Annotated in this window: 17 protein-coding genes; 4 read left to right on the forward strand and 13 right to left on the reverse strand. The window is 52.6% G+C overall.

What is annotated here, in order from left to right; genetic code table 11:
* Positions 1–861: transposase (locus E1757_RS27085; RefSeq protein ID WP_165972311.1), on the forward strand; the 861-nt coding region annotated here is incomplete at its 5' end.
* 218 nt (positions 862–1,079) lie between these two features.
* Here the strand turns inward: E1757_RS27085 and E1757_RS27090 are convergent.
* Positions 1,080–1,844: a sugar phosphate isomerase/epimerase family protein gene (locus E1757_RS27090; protein WP_133234124.1), complete on the reverse strand. Its 765-nt coding sequence runs from the start codon at positions 1,842–1,844 to the stop codon at positions 1,080–1,082.
* Positions 1,845–2,078: 234 nt separating this feature from the next.
* On the opposite strand from E1757_RS27090, the gene E1757_RS27095 reads away from it, so the two are divergent.
* Together E1757_RS27095 and E1757_RS27100 are read left to right on the forward strand one after the other, a co-directional pair.
* Entirely contained in the window at positions 2,079–2,750 is a 672-nt protein-coding gene (locus tag E1757_RS27095) for a GntR family transcriptional regulator (protein WP_133234126.1), read from the forward strand.
* A gap of 168 nt (positions 2,751–2,918) precedes the next feature.
* Positions 2,919–3,977 carry a tartrate dehydrogenase gene (locus E1757_RS27100; RefSeq protein ID WP_133234128.1) on the forward strand — a complete coding sequence of 353 codons (1,059 nt, stop codon included), beginning with the start codon at positions 2,919–2,921 and terminating at the stop codon, positions 3,975–3,977.
* A 217-nt stretch (positions 3,978–4,194) separates the two neighbouring features.
* Here the strand turns inward: E1757_RS27100 and E1757_RS27105 are convergent, their stop codons facing one another.
* From E1757_RS27105 to E1757_RS27160, 12 genes are all read right to left on the reverse strand, one after another.
* Positions 4,195–4,959 (reverse strand): SDR family NAD(P)-dependent oxidoreductase, encoded by a 765-nt coding sequence (locus tag E1757_RS27105; RefSeq protein ID WP_165972312.1) that lies wholly within the window; start codon positions 4,957–4,959, stop codon positions 4,195–4,197.
* A gap of 73 nt (positions 4,960–5,032) precedes the next feature.
* Entirely contained in the window at positions 5,033–5,800 is a 768-nt protein-coding gene (locus E1757_RS27110) for an SDR family NAD(P)-dependent oxidoreductase (RefSeq protein ID WP_133234132.1), read from the reverse strand.
* A gap of 24 nt (positions 5,801–5,824) precedes the next feature.
* Entirely contained in the window at positions 5,825–6,667 is an 843-nt protein-coding gene (locus tag E1757_RS27115) for a carbohydrate ABC transporter permease (protein ID WP_220446537.1), read from the reverse strand.
* Between the two features lie 17 nt (positions 6,668–6,684).
* Positions 6,685–7,563, reverse strand: coding sequence for a carbohydrate ABC transporter permease (locus E1757_RS27120; RefSeq protein ID WP_133234134.1), 879 nt, complete (start codon positions 7,561–7,563; stop codon positions 6,685–6,687).
* A gap of 59 nt (positions 7,564–7,622) precedes the next feature.
* Complete coding sequence (locus E1757_RS27125) at positions 7,623–8,960, reverse strand: ABC transporter substrate-binding protein (protein WP_133234136.1); 1,338 nt, start codon at positions 8,958–8,960, stop codon at positions 7,623–7,625.
* 645 nt (positions 8,961–9,605) lie between these two features.
* Positions 9,606–10,256, reverse strand: a complete 651-nt coding sequence (locus E1757_RS27130) for a GntR family transcriptional regulator (protein WP_133234138.1) — start codon at positions 10,254–10,256, stop codon at positions 9,606–9,608.
* Between the two features lie 290 nt (positions 10,257–10,546).
* Positions 10,547–11,023, reverse strand: a complete 477-nt coding sequence (locus tag E1757_RS27135) for a 2,4'-dihydroxyacetophenone dioxygenase family protein (RefSeq protein WP_133234140.1) — start codon at positions 11,021–11,023, stop codon at positions 10,547–10,549.
* Positions 11,024–11,083: 60 nt separating this feature from the next.
* Positions 11,084–11,854, reverse strand: a complete 771-nt coding sequence (locus E1757_RS27140; RefSeq protein WP_133234142.1) for an SDR family NAD(P)-dependent oxidoreductase — start codon at positions 11,852–11,854, stop codon at positions 11,084–11,086.
* Positions 11,855–12,683: 829 nt separating this feature from the next.
* Entirely contained in the window at positions 12,684–14,174 is a 1,491-nt protein-coding gene (araA, locus tag E1757_RS27145; RefSeq protein WP_133234144.1) for an L-arabinose isomerase, read from the reverse strand.
* A gap of 191 nt (positions 14,175–14,365) precedes the next feature.
* On the reverse strand, positions 14,366–16,036 hold the full coding sequence (locus tag E1757_RS27150) for a ribulokinase (RefSeq protein WP_133234146.1): 1,671 nt from the start codon (positions 16,034–16,036) through the stop codon (positions 14,366–14,368).
* Positions 16,037–16,071: 35 nt separating this feature from the next.
* Positions 16,072–16,761 (reverse strand): L-ribulose-5-phosphate 4-epimerase, encoded by a 690-nt coding sequence (araD, locus tag E1757_RS27155; RefSeq protein ID WP_133234148.1) that lies wholly within the window; start codon positions 16,759–16,761, stop codon positions 16,072–16,074.
* Positions 16,762–16,835: 74 nt separating this feature from the next.
* Positions 16,836–17,936, reverse strand: a complete 1,101-nt coding sequence (locus E1757_RS27160) for a GntR family transcriptional regulator (RefSeq protein ID WP_133234150.1) — start codon at positions 17,934–17,936, stop codon at positions 16,836–16,838.
* A 243-nt stretch (positions 17,937–18,179) separates the two neighbouring features.
* Between E1757_RS27160 and E1757_RS27165 the strand changes: the two genes are divergently transcribed.
* Positions 18,180–18,650: an SRPBCC family protein gene (locus E1757_RS27165; RefSeq protein WP_133234152.1), complete on the forward strand. Its 471-nt coding sequence runs from the start codon at positions 18,180–18,182 to the stop codon at positions 18,648–18,650.

Consider the following 18,650-nt stretch of genomic DNA (forward strand, 5'->3'; position numbering starts at 1 on the left):
GAATATTGCCAGCAACTCGTTTCCTTCATCGAGACGGAGTCAGGGGTCGCTCAAGTACCTAAGGTGTTGGAGCCGCTGAACCTTCTGAAAGAAACAGTGGAAGATGACGTAGAACAGCTTCGTATTACGGCTGACCAGGATGCTCGAGTGGGACACAAGAGCGCGGACTCTGCGTTTTTTGGATACAAGACACATCTAGCCATGTCTGAGGAGCGAATCATTACGGCGGCTGTCGTAACAACTGGCGAGAAAAACGACGGTAAGCAACTGCAGATGTTGATTGAAAAAAGCAAGGCAGCYGGCATGCAGGTCAAGACGGTCATTGGCGATACAGCTTACTCCGAAAAGGACAATATCTCATACGCGAAGACCAACGAGATCGAGCTGGTAGCGAAACTGAATCCGCTCATCACGCAAGGCGGTCGAAATAAGGAAGATGAATTCCTGTTCAATAAAGATGCCGGCATGTACGTATGTAAGGCTGGTCATATGKCGTTTCGAAAGGCCCGTCAGGGCAAGAAGGGACGAGGAAAAAACCAAAGGGACACTTATTATTTTGATGTAGAAGTATGCCAACGTTGTCCGCTCAAAGAAGGCTGCTATACAGAAGGAGCCAAAAGCAAGACCTACTCGGTGACCATTACGTCAGATGAACATTCGGGACAAATGGCGTTCCAAGAGACGGAGTATTTTAAAACCAAATCAAAGGAACGCTACAAGATCGAAGCGAAGAATAGCGAACTCAAACATAGGCACGGGTATGATGTCGCCACATCCTCGGGTCTGCTTGGCATGCAGATGCAAGGAGCTATGGCGATATTCGCGGTAAATCTAAAGCGAATATTAAAGTTAACAGACTGACGGGTAACGACCTACTGTAACCATTCTGATGAAAAACAGAAGACATCCGCCCCAAGAGTTGGACTGGATGTCTTCTTTGCACTTTGGGTAGATTGACGGAACCGAAAAACGTAAGTTCTTCAGTGGCCTCGAGAAAACGCAGCTGTGCGAGTTCCCCGGACGGCTTTCAATAAAGCCTCTCGTTCCCGGTTATCAATCGGTCTGTTAGTTCAAGCGCATTAGATGGCGCCCAGTTTTTTCAGGTTGTTGAAGCTGGTTGCCAGACATTCGAAAGGATCGCGTCCGTAGCTTTGATCCTGCTCGACGGCGCCCCATTCCGCGCCGATCTCGCGGCAAGCGTTCAAAATGGCCGGGAAGTTCATATTGCCTTCTCCGACCTCGGCAAACCGCTGCTCCCTTTCCGGTGTGACCGCCATATCCTTCAAATGAACAACCTTCATGCGGCCGTCAAATTTTTTGATCCACTCCACCGCATCGCCGCCTCCTGCTTGCACCCAATACACGTCGAGCTCGAAGTCGAATGCACTTGCATCGGATTGCTCCAATAAAATTTCCATGCCGGTTTTTCCGTCGAACTTGGCGTATTCGAAATTATGATTATGATAAATAAATTTAAGGCCGGCCGCATCGAGCTTCCTGCCGATTTCGGACGCTTTTTTGGCAAATTCGATATATCCTTCCTTGCTTGTCCGATATTCGTTCGGCATGCCGCCCAGTCCTACATATTTACAGCCCCAAAGCTGGTGTTTTTTGATGACATCGTCCAGACGATCGGTCAAATCCGGATATGGAATATGCGTAGCGCAAATCGTCAGCTGCTCGCGGTCCGCAAGCTCCTTAAGCTCTTGATCGCCGATCGGTCCAACGCCGGAAACCTGTACCGCTTCATAGCCGATTTGCTTGACTTTTTTCAAGGATTCAGCAATTCCTTCAGGAGTTTTCAAAAATTCTCTTAATGTGTAAAGTTGTGCCGCAATTTTCATTTCGTCTCGCTCCTTTTTGCTTTTACTTGTTTCTCTTGCTTTGAAAGCACTTTCACTTGATAACAACTAAACTCTATCATACTTCTCTCTCTATTTCACTAATCAATTTTACGATAATTAACGGCAAACAATAAAAAACGATGCATCGCGTCCGCCCCGTCCTGCCCGTTTCCGGTTGACATCCTCATCGTCCGCCGATATAATCCATCATAAAAACTAAAGGCAGGTGTAAGCGTGGACTCTTATCGGATCGAGAAGCCGGCGCCCTTTTACGACCAGTTGTACCGCTCCATCAAACAGATGATTGTCGACGGCATATTCAAGCCGGGTGAACGGATAGTCGAATCCAGGCTTGCGCGGGATTTTAACGTCAGCCGCAGTCCGATCCGGGAAGCGATCCGCGCACTGGAAAAGGACGGTCTCATTCAGGTCGACGACAAGTCGAGAATTATCGTCTATACACCGACTTTACAGGATGTCGAAGATATTTATCAATGCCGGATGGCGTTGGAGTCGATGGCCGCCAGTCTGACGGTTCGCCGCGCTTCCGACGTGGAGCTGCAGCGGATCGAAGAAACGCTTCGGCAAACAAGGATTCGCATCGAAGCCGAGGGAGGCTACGTCAAGGAAGAGGTTATCGGGCTGAACACCAGGTTCCACTCGCTGCTCATCGAGTTTAGCGGCAATTGGCGGCTCGAACGGCAGCTGAACGACTTAAAGGCGCTGCTGCATCTGTACCGCGTCATCAATTTTCAGGGGCCTAACCGGGAATGGGACATTTACAACGAGCATTTGGACATTTTTAACGCGATTCAAAACAGGCAGGAGCAGCAGGCGGCCGATGCGATGATCCGCCATCTTATTCATGACTACGAGCATTTGCGCGGGCTTCTCGGCTCCTCATAAAACGGCGAAAACTACCGCCAGGATACGGGTTCGTCTTCCATGCAAAGCCTCCGGGGGGGATCGCCGATCGGGGGCTTTTTTTTTCATTTTTTCATTGAAAATGCAGTGGGTTATGCTATACTGATTACTGTCGACAGTATGCAATAATAAAAGGGGAGGATACATAACATGATAAAGCACGAAATCGCCGTAATTCCCGGAGACGGCATCGGCAATGAGGTCGTTCCGGCAGCGCTGAACGTACTGAACGCGGCGGCCGAGGTACACGGCGGTCTTTCTTTCAAGTTTACAGAGTTTCCATGGAACTGCGACTACTATTTAAAGCATGGGATGATGATGCCTGAGGACGGCTTGCGTACGCTGCAATCGTTCGAAGCGGTATTCCTGGGCGCAGTCGGCGACCCTGCCAAAGTACCGGATCATATTTCGCTGTGGGGGCTGCTGATCAAAATTCGCCGCGAATTCGAGCAGGTCATTAATATCCGTCCCGCCAAATATATTCAAGGAATCGTTTCCCCATTGGTCAATCCGAACGATTTCGATCTGATCGTCGTTCGCGAAAACAGCGAGGGCGAGTATAGCGAAGTCGGCGGACGCATCCATAAAGGCGAGGATCAGATGGCAATACAGAACGCGATTTTCACCCGCAAGGGTACGGAAAGAGCGATCCGCTACGCCTTCGAGCTGGCGGCCAAGCGCCGGGGGCATCTGACGAGCGCGACGAAATCGAACGGTATTTTCCACTCCATGCCGTTCTGGGACGATGTATTTAAAGAGGTTAGCCAAGACTATCCGGATACCCGTACGGCATCGTATCATATTGACGCCTTGGCCGCGTTTTTCGTGACAAGACCGCAAATTTTCGACGTCATTGTAGCGAGCAATCTGTTCGGCGACATTTTGACCGATATCGGAGCCGCCATTATGGGCAGCATCGGGATCGCTCCGGCAGCGAATATTAACCTGAACGGCAAATTCCCTTCCATGTTCGAACCTGTTCACGGCTCAGCGCCCGATATTTGCGGCAAAGGCATCGCCAACCCGATCGGTCAAATCTGGACCGCCAAAATGATGCTCGATCATCTCGGCCATCAGGAGCTTGGACAACAAGTGCTGGATGCAATGGAAGCGACCATTTTCAGCGGAATCAAAACGCCGGATATCGGCGGCAAAGCTTCGACGCAGGAAATGACCGACGATATTTGCAGCAGGCTGAAGAAATTGTAAGCGGTCTGAATCGAAGCTTACGGAACAACATAAGGGGTTGTCCCATAAGGGGATCATCCGGTGATACAGCCCCGAAAAAAAGGCAAAGCCGCCTCCATCACCACTATATAAGTGGGGCTGGAAGCGGCTTTTTACATTCATATCAGAGTGGGAGGCTGAAAATCCAAAAGACCCTTTGGGACAGCCTCTTGGTGCAGATTGGCGCGGATGCTCCCGGCTACCGCAGCGTGAAGCCGAGTCCGCCATCCACCGTCAGCATCTGGCCTGTGATCTGATCCGCGCTGCTGGAGCTTAAAAACACGACGGACTCGGCAATGTCGTCCTCCGTCTGCAGCCGGCCGAGCGGGATGGCGGAGCCGCGCTGCTCCGGCCAATCGTCCTCGGCTCCTTGGGAGCGCATAAGCGCCCGCTCCCCATGCGAGGGAACCCAGCCGGGATGAACGCCGTTGACCCGGATGCGGTGCTTGGCCAGCGCATGCGCCAGGTTGCGGGTGAGCGTCACGACGCCGCCCTTCGATATCGCATAGGCGAACAGCTCCTCCCCGCCCGTCGCGGCGTGAAGCGAGCCGATATTGACGATGCAGCCGCCTCCCTGGCCGATCATGACCGGAACGGCGGCTCTGCACATCAAATAAACGCCTTTCAAATTAATATCCATGACGCGGTCCCAGAAGGCCTCGTCCGTTTGCAGCAGATTCGCTCTCGGAAATATGCCCGCATTATTGACCAGCACATCCAGCCTGCCGAATTGTTCCTCCGCAAAGGTAACCGCTTTCTTGGCATCGCCGGCTTTGGACACGTCACACTGGACATACACGGCCTTCTTCCCTTGATCCTGCCACTGTCCGGCAGCCGCTTCCCCGTCCGGCGAAGCGTCCGCGATGACGACTTGAGCGTTTCGCTCCAGAAACAGCTTGACAATCGAAGCGCCGATCCCTTTGGCGCCGCCTGTCACCATTACGATCTTGCCTTCAACACTCATCGGTACAGTCTCCTCCCCTTGACTTATTTCCGGCAAACAATCGTTTCTCCGGACAAATAATCGGACGAATCGTTCACTCCGCAGTCCAGCCTCCATCGATAACGACGGAGGAGCCGGTCATAAAGCTGGAAGCCTCGGAAGCCAGGTATATGATCAAGCCGGTCAGCTCATCCGGATTTCCCCATCGCTTGATCGCCAGATGATCAAGGAAAAACTGGTTGGCCTCCGGATTGTTCATGACCACTTTGTTTAAATCGGTCGCAAACGGTCCGGGACAGACGGCATTGGCCGTAATGTTATGCCCGGCCCATTCCAACGCCATCACCTTGGTCAGCTGGATCAGCCCGCCCTTGCTGGAACAGTATGCGGAACGTTCAGCCAGCGCCGCCGTTCCGAGCATCGAGGACATATTGATGATTCGCCCGTACTGCTGCTTGATCATATAAGGAACGACCGCTTTGGCGCACAGGAAAGGCGCCTTCAAATTCGTGCTTTGCACGAGATCCCAGCTTTCCTCGTCATATTCCAGAATCGGCTTGCGGACATTGATGCCCGCATTGTTGATCAAAATATCGATCCGGCCCAAAGCCTGCGCCGTTTCCTCCGCCATCCGCCCAACCTGCCGGCTGTCCGTTACATCTACGGCTACACCCAGCGCCGGACGTCCGGTTTCTTCCCGGAGCTGCCTTGCGGCATCCGCCGCCTTGGCTTCATCCCTGCTGGTGACCGCTACGGCCGCCCCCGCTTCGGCAAGAGCTTTGGCAAATACGAGACCAAGACCTTGGCATCCTCCTGTAATTAATGCGACTCTGCCTTCCAGACTAAACTTATTTACGCTCATGTTCATCCTCCTTTACCGGTTTCCTTAATACTTCGCTCCTCCGTCGGTAAGTCCTCCTATGACGAACGATTGCGCGCCAAGATATAAAATAGCCGCTGGAATGGTCGCGATCACCGAGGAGCTCATCAGCAGCCCCCATATGAACGTATCGGAAAATTTAAAGCTGGCGATTCCGATCGTCGCGGTCTGCTGACTCGGACTGGTAGTGACGACAAGCGCATACAAAAATTCGTTCCAGGACATCGTGAATGCGAAGGTAGCGACGACCGCAATGCCGGGCGCGGCAATCGGTAGGACGATTTTCCACAACGTTTGCAGCCTGCTGCAGCCGTCGATCAGCGCAGCTTCCTCAAGCGCTCTAGGAATCGCTTTAAAGTAGCTGAGCAGCATGTAACAGCAGTAAGGGACGATAAAGGTCGGGTAGATGATAAGCAGTCCGTATTTGTTATCGGCAAAGCCCAGCTTGCTGACCAGCACATACATCGGAATAAACAGTACCGCCGCCGGCATCAAATAACAGACGATAATGCTTTTCGTCACAAAGTGACGTCCGTGAAACTGCAATCGGGTCAAGCTGTAAGAGCCGAAAATGCTGATGATAAGCGAAATCAGCGTCGCCAGTCCGGATACGGTCAGGCTGTTTTTGATATTGCCCATAAATTCGGTTTCCTTGAACAAATCGGAATAATGCTTCGTCGTAATTTCCGTCGGGATTAATTTGGGCTTGGCGTCATACATTTGATCGTTCGGCGTAAAGGACGTTTTGACCATCCAATAAACCGGAAACAACGTCCAGATCAGTCCGACGACGACAATAAAATAGATCAGCACATTTTTTCGAACGGCTCGTACCGCGGATGCTTTCACAATCCTGCCGCCTCCCCTCAATCTTCCTTGTTAAGCTTGCGGGTCATGAAAAACATCAGCGCCAATAAAATCGGAATAATCGAACCCGCCACGCTGAGCGATTTGCCCATATTATTTTGCAGGAACGCCACCTCGTAGGTGTATACGGAAATGACCGCCGAATTGTACAGCGGACCGCCGCCCGTAATCAGAAAAATATTTTCAAAATCGTTGAACGTCCAGATCGATGACAGCATCGTTGTTATGACAATGACCGGACTGATGGATGGCAAAGTGACCGAAATAAACTGGCGGATCGTACCCGCCCCGTCGATTTTGGCCGCTTCGTACAGCTGCTTGTCGATCGTCTGCAAACCGCCCAAAATGCTGAATAAAAAGAACGGAACACCGCGCCAAATGTTAACGATAATGACGGATACAAGCGCGATATTCGGTCCGCTGAGCCAGGCGACAGGCACGTCTACAATTCCGGCGTCCAGCAGCAGCCGGTTGATGATACCGTACGTATCGTTATACATCCATTTCCACGTAAGCGCCGCCACCATGCCCGAAATGGCCCACGGCACGAGAAACAGCACCCGCACGACCGATCTGCCGAAAAAAGGCTGATTGACTGTCAATGCAAAGGTCATTCCGATGATCAGTTTGAAGAAAACGTCGGTAATGAAGTAAACGAACGTATTTTTCAGCACCTTCCAGTAGACCGGATCGGAAAAAATTTCCCGGTAGTTGTCCAATCCGATGAAATGAGCCTGAGCGCCCACCGTTTTATCGGTAAAGCTTAAATACAGCGCGTTGACAAAAGGAATGCCGATCACCACGAAAATAATGATGATGATCGGCGCAACCGACGTATATCCCAATACCAGTTCGCTTTTCCGTTTCGATTGAATCATGCTTGTTTTTCACCTGCCCGCGGGAGAGTACGCCGACACCCGTGTGCGACTACGGCGCATTACTTTTTATCGTAAATTTTTTTGTAGTCCTTCTCGATCTCATCCAACGCTTTTTGCGGATCCATCTTGTTGACGACGATTTTTTGCACGCCCTTCGAAAGAATGTTTTCGCTGATGACCTGGGATGCGCGCGCATCCGGCGGTGCCGGATCGCCGAGCGGCACAATATTTCTCGTCGCGTCGAACCAGGCTTTATTTTCCGGCTTTTGCCAAAACGGCGTATTTTCCATTCCGTTCAAAACCGGTCCGCCTAACCCGTTGAGCTTTTCCAGCAGCTTTCCATAATAGTCCTTGTCGAAAAAATATTTGATGTACTGCTTGGCGGCCTCCGTATTTTTGGCTTTGCTGAACATGACGAATGCGGTGCCCCCGCCTGAGCCGAATTGGCGTTTAGGGCCGGCTGGCCAAGGTAAAATCAACGTTTTTTCAAGCAATTCCGGCTTATCCTTTTTCATCGCCGCATAGATGCTGCTCGAGTTGAATACGATACCTACCTGCCCGGCCAGCCAGACGTTATTGTTATAAGCGTCATCGCCCGTAACGGCGCCCTGCGGGACGAGATTTTCCTGGAAGAAGCTGGCGTCGTATTTGATTGCCGCCAAAGCTTCCGGCGTATTGATCGTCACTTTGCCGTCTTTATTGACCAAATCGGTGCCGAACGTGCGGATCAGGTTGTTGATCCGTCCTTCCGAGTCGCCGCCTCCGCCCAACTGGAAGCCGAGGCCGTAAAAATTATTTTTCGGATCGTTGATCGCTTTGGCCACATTTTTGACGTCATCCCATGTTTTCGGCGGCTGCAAGTTTTTTTCTTCCAATTTATCTTTGCGGACATACATAACGTTCGGGCTGTGATAAGCCGGAATTTCGTACCAGCCTTCCATCGCGTAAGCGTATGTTTTGGAATCTTCCCTGAAATCGAATTGCTTCAATATATCGGTAATCTCCACCAACTGATTGTTGCCTACAAACTGCTTGGCGACAAAATCGTCGGCGAGCAGCAGATCGGGCGGATTGCCGGCTTCGACGGCTGCCAGCAGCTTCGTCTTAACATCAGCCGGCGGGATCGCCACATATTCCACATCGATGTTGAATTCCTTGGAAAACTGGGCGACCCGTTCTTTTTGAAAATCGTTATAATCTTTCACATACTCCGACTTATCCCAAAACACAAGCTTGCCCTTCTTTTGGTCCGGCTTCGCATCGGCCGGCTTTGCATCCGCCGGCTTGGCCGTCGCATCCTTGCCCGGAGCCGGCGTTGCGCTGCCGCCCCCGGAGCTGCAGGCGGTTGCGAACATTAGCCCGAGCATCAGCGTTACCGTTAACGTTTTTTTGTACATAGGTATCCTCCTTTGAAGCTTCGTTTAACGACACCGTCTATAAGTGCGTATCCCTACGCCGCTCCCCCTTTCCTATGGAAGTATGCCATGCCACCGGCTCGGGAGTCCGGACTTCCGAGCCTTTCGGCCGTAGTACAGCTCGTCCCGAGGCGGGACAAGCCCGGGATGTAGACGGACGGGGGGAGTGGCCGCGCAGCGGGAAAGCGCTGTCAACCTCCGCTCTGCGCCGCCCCGAACGCGGGCAGTCGGCCGCCCGGAAGGGTACTCTTCGTCTAATATATTAGATTTTATGTGATTTATGACCAAAAATTAGGCGGGAAATGTCTCATTTTTCATGTCCTGAAGAGATCGCTGCGGAAAACGCGTTGATAAGGGGAGAAAAAGCTGGGTCAATCGGGGAAAGAGTGACTCCCCCCGCAGGTTAGCGAATCGTTACAGCTTTTTGTGAAACTCGGATGGCGGCACGCGGCTACGCAGTTCACAAGCGCCAGGCCGCCGCGGACGGTGCCGACAAACAACTGCGCGAAATTGACGGGCCGTGCTTCGCACACACCAAAAAGCCTCCGGTCCAAAAACCTGGAGGCTAACATTGCTGGTTTCTGTTCACATTTACCGGCCGCACTGCCGGGGCGCGGCAAGGAGACTTTACGCATAGTCCCCCATCGTATACCGTTTAATTTCTTCTATGTGATCGGACATCAGTGCATTGGCTTTCTCATGATCCGATTCATACAACGCCCGTAAAATCCGCTTATGCATATCGTTGGCCTGCAGCGGCCGGTCAAAGTTTTTCGTAATAATGACGCCGAACCATTTGATCTTCAATTCAAGCGTGCTCATAATCGAAATAAGCAGCCGGTTATTGGAATGCTCGATGATCGTCCGATGGAGATTGCGGTCCGCTTCAAAAAACGGCTGAATGTCGCCCTTTTTTATAGCCGTTTCGGCTTCGTCCGCTTCGCGCAGCAGCGCCTCCAACCGGCTTTTGGTCAACGTCGTGGCCGCCGTTAAAAGCGCCTGGCATTCCAATGCTTTCCGGACATCGTACAATTCCTCGATATCTTTGGCGTTCGGAAAATAAACGTAAGAGCCCGACCTCGCCTTCACCTCGATCAAACCATCCTGCTTCAGCCTGTTGATCGCATCCCGCAGCGGCGTGCGGCTCACGCCCAGCTCAGCCAAAAAGTGCTCATAGACGATTTTGGAGCCCGGTTGCAATTCGTTGTTTAAAATTTTATCGCGCAGGTACACGTATACCCGTTCATATAAATTGCTGTTGTCAAAAGTGGTTCCCATGAGGCCCCCTTTCCCGCCATGACCTGCAATAGACGAGCTTGGCGCCCGTGTAAAGGTCAATATTATAGCGCTATATCGGAGCTGTCGATTAAAGGACCGGAACGGGCTTTGGAGATGACTTCGAAGCTCAAACATGATTTATTGCCTTGATTTGATTACACTTTTCGGTATCAATGCAATAAAAAACTCGCCCTGAACCCACTCTCCAAGCCCTTATCCCTATTAATCGACAGTCTCTATCGCAGCCCTATACAAACGGACCCGACATGCTCGGCTGCACCTGCCTGAGCCTAGTACAGCAAATTGCGTTCCGGAATTTGATTTTTCTCGCAATACTCCCGATACAGCTTCAGCTTCGTAAACACGTCATCCTGATAAAACACTTCATCCTGTTCGTTCAAATACTGCACCGTGCCTTCCAAAATAAACAGCGTGATCATTTCTTCTTCCCCGTCGACGACCAGCGTATGGATATCGCCCGGCGGCTCATAGACGAAGGTTCCCGGCTTGGCGACCCACGTTCTTTCCAAATAGCGCCATTCTCCCTGAATCGTGAAGGCCATTACTTGGCCGCCGGTATGGCGGTGGCGGTTGACTTGACCGCCCGGCGTCACCTTCAGCAAATTAATCCAGCGCCCCGTAGCCAGATCGAACCGGACCGGTTTAAACCAGACGCGGTCGGTTTGCGGCACCCATGGAATATCGTCGATATCGATCGCCTGATCGGGCAAGCCGACCATTTGCGCAAATTCGTTTAATGTGGTCATTATGATCTCCTCCAAATAGTATGATTAATATTAAGAGCAATTGAATCCGTACTGCTGCGATCAGGCCGGCGGGAACAAGGAAGGGTCGCCGGCCAGCAGGCCGCCGTCAACAGGCAGTACGACGCCGGTAATAAAGCTCGCATCGTCCGAGCATAAAAAATCGATGGCTGCCGCCACTTCCGCGGGCGTTCCGAACCGTCTTTGCGGCGTTCTCGAAAGAATTCTTTCCTTAAAGGCCGGATCTCTCGTCGCTCCGGATGACAAAGGCGTCTCAATATATCCCGGACTGACTGCATTGACACGGATATGATATTCGGCCCAATCGACCGCCAAGCATTTCGTAATCTGCACAATACCGCCCTTCGATGCGGCGTACGACAGTAAATTTTTACTTCCGTAATGGGCCAGCATGGAAGCAAAGTTCACGATCGCCCCGCCGCCGCCGACAGCCATATGAGGCTGTGCCGCCTGACACATGTAAACGGTTCCATTAAGGTTGACGTCCAATACGGCCTTCAGCTCATGATCCGGAACCAGCACATTCGGCGAACGCCGAATAATGCCCGCCGCATTAACTAATACGTGAACTGCGCCCAATGATTGGACGACCTGCGCGATAACTTCCTTCGCATTGTTCTGATTCGCAACATCCGCCGTAAAAAAATGGACGTCGTCGCCTTCCTCTCTTAATCGCGCGGCTTGCTGCTTCCCGCTCTCCGCGGCGATATCGACCATCGCAACGGTTATCCCTTTGCGGGCGAACCGTTCGGCAACCGACAAACCCAGACCGGACGATCCTCCGGTAACAACAGCCACCTGCTTTGATGCCATGCCGTCAACTCCTTCACATTAATATGAGCCTGCATAAAGGCATTGCTTGCTGCCAATTGCCGTGTTTAATCGTTGATCCGATTACGACTTTATCGGGTTAAGACCCCCACCTCTAAGGTGGGCCTTGAATCAGGTGGGGTAGAGTCCCCATCTGATTCCCCGATGTTCAGCATAGCTGAACGAGTTCACTGAAATCCGTATTTCCGGCCGGCATCAAGGTACTTTACCTCATTAATCCTCCGCATTAACCCCTGTACTGCCAAAATAACGACTTACCGAATTACATCATTTCCCAAAACTAATATCTAATATATTAGTTTTTATAATCCAAATGATACCATATTTGGACGATACGTCAACGAAAAATATTTTCTTCAGGAAATTACTCTAACGGACACCATGAAACTGTCGATTAATAGGGATAAGGGCTTGGAGAATGGCTTCAGGGCGAGTTTTTTATTGCCTTGATACCGAAAAGTGTAATCAAATCAAGGCAATAAAACGTGTTTGAGCTTCGAAGTCATCTCCAAAGTCCGTTCCCGTCCTTTAATCGACAGTCTCACCAGCGCCCTTATATATGGCCAAACGTATGATTTTCAAATGACCCAGGGGACGCTATTTCGCAGCAGCCGGGGCAAATGAGTGCCCGGTGAACCGGATAAGGTCTCTCCTGTCTGTTACAATGTGAAAAGGACGAAATCGGGGCAAATACCGGCGCTCAGGTCCGTTACGCCCCTGGTTTCGAATCGAGCCGCTCCTCAGATTTGAGCTTCCTCGCCAAGCTATTCCAGAATGATTCCGCCCTCTCCGCTACTTGTTGACCGCCTTATCAGCGGAGCCTCCAGTACAGTTCGTTCCATCTCAGCTCGCTGCGGAACGCCGGGACGGTTGTGTCTTTATTAATAATCACACATTCGACTCCAACCATTTCCGCCCAGTCGACCAACTGTTCGGTCGTCACCTTGAACGAGAACACGGTATGATGGGCGCCGCCGGCGTAAATCCAGGCTTCCGCTGCATCGCGCAGCGATGGCTGCGGCTTCCACAGCACGCGTGCGACCGGCAGCTTCGGCATCGCCTGCTGCGGTTTGACCGCATCCACTTCGCTCACAATAAGGCGGAAGCGGCTGCCCATATCGACCAGCGATGCGTTGACTGCGGAGCCGGCAGCGCCGTCGAACGTCAGCCGGGCCGGGTCGGCCTTGCCGCCGATCGAAAGCGGGTGGACTTCAATTTTCGGTCGCGTGGCCGCAATCGTCGGACATACCTCCAGCATATGCGCGCCCAGGATCAACTCGTTCCCCGGCTCGAAATGGTACGTATAATCCTCCATGAAGGAGGTGCCGACATTGCCGGCGATCATTTTCATCATGCGGACCAGCGCCGCCGTCTTCCAGTCGCCTTCGCCGCCAAAGCCGTAGCCGTCCGCCATCAAACGCTGAACCGCCAAGCCCGGCAGCTGCTTCATGCCATGCAAATCCTCAAAAGTCGTAGTAAACGCTCCGAAGCCGCCTTCCTGCAAAAACGCCCGCAAGCCGAGCTCAATGCGCGCCTGCTCCAAAATCGCGTCCTTTACCGGCCCATCTGTGCGGCCTTCCGGTACAATGTCGTACAGCTCGGTATATTCGCCGAACAGCCGCTTCACTTCTGTATCGGAAATATCGTTCATCCGCTGCACCAGATCGCCGATTCCATAACCGTTCACGGACCAGCCGAATTTAATTTGCGCTTCCACCTTGTCGCCGTCGGTAACCGCAACTTGACGCATGTTATCGCCAAAGCGGGCGACCTTCAGATTGCTGCCTTCGGTGTAAGCGACAGCCGTATGCATCCAGCCGCCGATGCGGCTGCGAGTCTCGGCATTTTCCCAATGCCCGACGACGACTTTGCGAGCCACGCCCATCCGGGTGCCGATAAAGCCGTACTCGCGGTCGCCATGCGCCGACTGATTCGTGTTCATGAAATCCATATCAATCGTATCCCACGGAATGTCGCGGTTATATTGCGTATGCAGATGCAGCAGCGGCTTGCGCAGCTCGGTCAGTCCGGCGATCCACATTTTGGCCGGAGAAAAGGTGTGCATCCACGTTATTAATCCCGCGCAGGTCGAATCCGCATTCGCATCGATGCAAACGCGGCGAATCGCATCGGGTGTAGTCAACACCGGCTTAAATACAATTTCGAAAGGGATCGCAGAATCGCGGTCCAGCGACTCCACGATATGTCTCGAATGATCCGCAACCTCCTCCAGCGTTTCCGGTCCGTACAGATGCTGGCTTCCGGTCAAAAACCAAAATTGATAAGGCTTAACAGTCAACATGAAATAGTCCTCCTCGAATAAATGTTCGCATATTTTCGCATATGATAATGGCACAAGTTCAATGATCTGTCCGGCCGCCCTCAAAAAGAGGGAGAAGACTACCGCAGGGCGTTTTTCGGCCGTTTTGGATAAATGACGACCATAACGTTGGGCAGCAGCCGGTATGCCGGACATACCCGCCGGCCTCAAAGCTACAGAGTCGCTTCCTTAATCGCCTTCAGCCGTTTCATGACATCGTTTTCGCCCCGGCCGAAATAATCGTGCAGCTTGCTGTATTCCCGATAAAGCTTCTCGTAAACGGCGACATTTTCCGGTATCGGCTTGTAGGTCTGCTCCCGCACACGCGCCATTTTCTGCGCCGCATCGACAATCGTGTCGTAGCCGCCTTGGGCGGAACCGGCCGCAACCGCACCGAACATCGCCGCCCCCAATGCCGGCGTCTGTCTGGAATCGGCGATTTTGATCTCGCGATTGGTCACATCCGCATAAATCTGCATGAGCAGCCGATTTTTTTGCGGCAGTCCGCCGCAGGCGTACAATTCGTGCACCTCGACGCCGTTGTCATGAAACGCATCGACAATTTTGCGGGTGCCAAACGCAGTCGCTTCCAGCAGAGCGCGGTAAATTTCCTCCGGCTTCGTCAACAGCGTGCAGCCGATCAGCAAACCGGTCAAATCCGTATCGACAAGCACCGACCGGTTGCCGTTCCACCAGTCCAGCGCCAGCAGCCCCGTTTCGCCCGGATTGTATGCGGCGGCTTTGGACTCCAGCCATTCATGCACATGGACGCCCTCCCGCTCGGCGGCTTCCTTGATGTAAGCGGGCACTCCCTGCTCCACATACCAGGCAAAAATATCGCCGACCGCCGACTGCCCCGCCTCATAGCCGAGATAGCCGGGGATGATCCCGTCCTCGACGACGCCGCACATCCCCTCGACGCGCTTCTCCTCCGTGCCGAGCAGCATATGGCAGATCGAGGTACCCATCGCCATGACCAGCTTGCCCGGCGTTACGACACCGACGCCCGGAACCGCGGCATGGGCGTCCACATTGCCGACCGCAATCGCGGTGCCCGGCTTCAAGCCCATCAGCGCTGCCATCGGCGCCGTCAACTCTCCTGCCTTCGTGCCGAGCGGCACCACATCGCCGCGCAGCTTCGTCGCCGTAACATGCTCCAGCGCCGGGTCGAGCGCTTTAAAAAACTCGCTGTCGGGATACCCGTCCTGCTTATGCCAGATCGCCTTGTACCCGGCCGTGCAGCTGTTTCTGACCATGCTGCCGGTCATTTGCAGCACGACCCAATCCGTCGCTTCCAGAAACAGATCGGTTTGCTCGTACAGCTCGGGCGCTTCATTCAAAATTTGCCATATTTTGGCAATCATCCATTCGGAAGAAATTTTGCCGCCGTACCGGGGTAAAAACGATTCACCTCTTTGCTCGGCAATTTCGTTGATCCGGTTGGCTTCATCCTGTGCGGCATGGTGCTTCCACAGCTTCACCCAGCTGTGCGGCTGATCCTTCAGCTCCGGCTTGAAGCAGAGCGGTATGCCGTCCGCGTCAACCGGCAGCATCGTGCATGCAGTGAAGTCGATGCCCAAGCCGATCACATCGTCGGCATGGACGCCGGATGCTTTCATGACCGCGGGAACGGACTGCTTGAGCACCTCGATGTAGTCGCCGGGATGCTGAAGCGCCCAGTCATGCTCCAATCTGATTCCCGTTCCGGGAAGAAGCTCGTCGATTACATTGTGCGGATACGGTGTGACATGCTCCGCAACCTCTGTGCCGTCCGACAAGTCAACGAGCACGGCTCTTCCGGATTCGGTTCCGTAATCTACGCCGATGGCGTACTTTTTGCTCATGTTCCTCTCTCCCTTGTAAAGGTTATGTAATCGCTTTACTTCTGTCCATAGTAAGCGTTCGCCCCGTGCTTTCTAAGAAAATGCCGGTCCAGCAGCGTTCGTTCCATCGGACCGACGCCCGGATTCAACTGGAAGGTTTGTTGTGCGATCTTGGCCACCTCTTCCAGCACGACCGCATTATGCACGGCTTGATGCGGGTCTTTCCCCCAGTTGAAAGGGGCGTGGCTGTTGACCAGCACGCCAGGCATATGCGACGGGTCAAGCTCTTTGAACGTTTCGACAATCACATTGCCGGTTTCCAGCTCGTAAGCGCCGTTGATTTCCGCTTCCGTCATTTGACGGGTGCACGGAATTTCGCCGTAAAAATAGTCGGCATGCGTCGTGCCAAGCGCCGGTATGCCGCGTCCCGCCTGGGCCCAGCCGGTTGCCCACGGCGAATGGGTATGTACAATTCCGCCGATTTGCGGAAACGCCTTATACAGCACCAGATGCGTCGGCGTATCGGACGATGGCCTGAGCTTGCCTTCGACTACCTGCCCCTCCAAATCGAGCACGACCAAATCTTCCAGCTTCAGCTCCTCGTAAGGTACGCCGCTCGGCTTTATAACGACAAGGCCTTTCTCGCGGTCGATCCCGCTTACATTCCCCCAAGTAAACGTAACAAGGCCGTATTTTGGCAAATCGAGATTCGCTTCCAGCACCGCCTGCTTTAATTTCTTCAGCATCGCTTACCCACGTCCTTCCTGTAAAATGTGATCTACTGCCATTATACAGTTGTACGTACAAATTTTCTATAGATTTATAAAATTTTTTGCGTCGATTCCCGAATAACCAGCTTCGGCTCGAACGTCACGCCCGCAGGTTCGCTGCCATTCCTGCCTTCGATCATATCGGTCAGCAGCTCGGCCGCACGGGTGCCCAGCTCGGTTTTCGGATGCGTAAGCGTCGTCAGCTTGACTCCGGCCGCCGCGGCCAGCGAAGAATCGTCAAAGCCGACGATCGAAATATCGTTCGGTACGCTCAAGCCGGCTTGCTTCACTGCCTCAATCAACAGCAGCGCCAGCTCGTCGTTATAGCATACGAAGGCGGTTGGGCGAGCCTCCGGCTTCCCCGTCAGCATGGAAAGCGCCAGCTCGTACGGCTTTGTCCGCTTCTCCTCCGTCGTGTAATGAACTACGGCTTGCGGGAGCAGCGGGACCCGCTTCTCGTGATGCGCCTTGATGAAGCCTTTCAGCCGGTTGACGCCCTGCAGATCGTCCATTTTAAAAAATCCGGCGATTTTGCGGTGCCCCCATTCGATCAGATGCTCCGTCGCCTTGTAGCCTCCCGCCTCGTCATTTACTTTAATGTACGGACAACTCATCTCCGCATACCGTTCGTTAATCATCAAATAAGGAACTTTTTCGTAATCGAGCGCCAGATAGCAGCTCAGATTCGGATTGCCCTCCGCGCTTTTCGTCGGCTCGATGATCAGCCCGCTGATGGGCTGGCTCATCATCATTTGCAGGCTTTCCCATTCCTTCGTTTTATCGTTATCCGTACTCGACAGCAGCATCCGGTAGCCGCGGTTTCTGAGCACCGCCTCCGCTCCGCGAACGATATGCGGGAAGATGTAATCGGAAATGTACGTCGTAACGATACCGATCGTTTGCGCGGGCTTGACCTTTCGGCTGTCCGGGCTGGATACGAACGTGCCTTTGCCTTGGATGCGTTGCAGCCATCCGTCCTTTTCCAGCTCGCCGAACGTTTGACGAACCGTTTGCCGGCTCATATGAAACAGCTCGGCGATCTCATGCTCCGTCGGCATTTGATCGTCCGGCTTCAGCCTTCCGGAATGAAACCACGATAAAATTTCATGCTTTAACTGCATATATTTGGGAAGCTGTTTACGGTCCTTCATCATTCACCTCTAAAATTCCGCTGCTAATTTGCGATTTGTACGGATTATTATATCATTGCTTTTCGTTGTATGTACATATGCGCCCGCAGCGCACTCTGACTGGCTCCAGCGGGAAAGTATGTCCGCATAGATTTGTGAAACCATAATACGAGCAAATGATAAGAAATTATAGCATCTTATATATGATATGATACGATATGATATGATTTAACTAAACCTTAAACGATGAAAGGAGTAATCAAGATGACAACTCTAAATCATGCTCCGGTGGTCAAGGCAGAAATGCTCATTCGCAGGTCGGTTGAAGAGGTGTTTGAAGCTTTTATCGATCCCGCCATTACTACTAAATTTTGGTTCACCAAAAGCAGCGGAAGATTGGAAGAGGGCAAGCATGTCCGGTGGGAATGGGAAATGTACGGCGTTTCCGATGACGTCTATGTAACAGAAATTGAGCAAAACAAGCGGATTCGGATTGAATCGTCGGACAGCACCAAGGTCGAGTGGATTTTTACTTCCCGGGCGAATGACGAAACCTTTTTGACCATTGTGAACTCAGGGTTTGCAGGAAATGGAGACGATATCGTAAATCATGCCATTGACTCGATGGGAGGATACACGATGGTGCTTTGCGGGCTCAAAGCTTTTCTTGAACATAACATCGTCTTAAATCTTGTAGCGGACAAGGCTCCTGACGCCCATGTTAAAGGGGAATAA

The organism is Paenibacillus piri, assembly GCF_004354045.1.
Taxonomy (GTDB): domain Bacteria; phylum Bacillota; class Bacilli; order Paenibacillales; family NBRC-103111; genus Paenibacillus_S; species Paenibacillus_S piri.

Bases quoted from the DNA above. Each gene is read 5' to 3' on its own strand.
- E1757_RS27165 (WP_133234152.1), top strand. From the start codon at position 18,180: ATGACAACTCTAAATCATGCTCCGGTGGTCAAGGCAGAAATGCTCATT.
- E1757_RS27125 (WP_133234136.1), bottom strand. From the start codon at position 8,960: ATGTACAAAAAAACGTTAACGGTAACGCTGATGCTCGGGCTAATGTTC.
- E1757_RS27120 (WP_133234134.1), bottom strand. From the start codon at position 7,563: ATGATTCAATCGAAACGGAAAAGCGAACTGGTATTGGGATATACGTCG.
- E1757_RS27110 (WP_133234132.1), bottom strand. From the start codon at position 5,800: ATGAGCGTAAATAAGTTTAGTCTGGAAGGCAGAGTCGCATTAATTACA.
- E1757_RS27140 (WP_133234142.1), bottom strand. From the start codon at position 11,854: ATGGCATCAAAGCAGGTGGCTGTTGTTACCGGAGGATCGTCCGGTCTG.
- araD (WP_133234148.1), bottom strand. From the start codon at position 16,761: ATGCTGAAGAAATTAAAGCAGGCGGTGCTGGAAGCGAATCTCGATTTG.
- E1757_RS27150 (WP_133234146.1), bottom strand. From the start codon at position 16,036: ATGAGCAAAAAGTACGCCATCGGCGTAGATTACGGAACCGAATCCGGA.
- E1757_RS27135 (WP_133234140.1), bottom strand. From the start codon at position 11,023: ATGACCACATTAAACGAATTTGCGCAAATGGTCGGCTTGCCCGATCAG.
- E1757_RS27130 (WP_133234138.1), bottom strand. From the start codon at position 10,256: ATGGGAACCACTTTTGACAACAGCAATTTATATGAACGGGTATACGTG.
- E1757_RS27100 (WP_133234128.1), top strand. From the start codon at position 2,919: ATGATAAAGCACGAAATCGCCGTAATTCCCGGAGACGGCATCGGCAAT.
- E1757_RS27105 (WP_165972312.1), bottom strand. From the start codon at position 4,959: ATGAGTGTTGAAGGCAAGATCGTAATGGTGACAGGCGGCGCCAAAGGG.
- E1757_RS27160 (WP_133234150.1), bottom strand. From the start codon at position 17,936: ATGAAGGACCGTAAACAGCTTCCCAAATATATGCAGTTAAAGCATGAA.
- araA (WP_133234144.1), bottom strand. From the start codon at position 14,174: ATGTTGACTGTTAAGCCTTATCAATTTTGGTTTTTGACCGGAAGCCAG.
- E1757_RS27090 (WP_133234124.1), bottom strand. From the start codon at position 1,844: ATGAAAATTGCGGCACAACTTTACACATTAAGAGAATTTTTGAAAACT.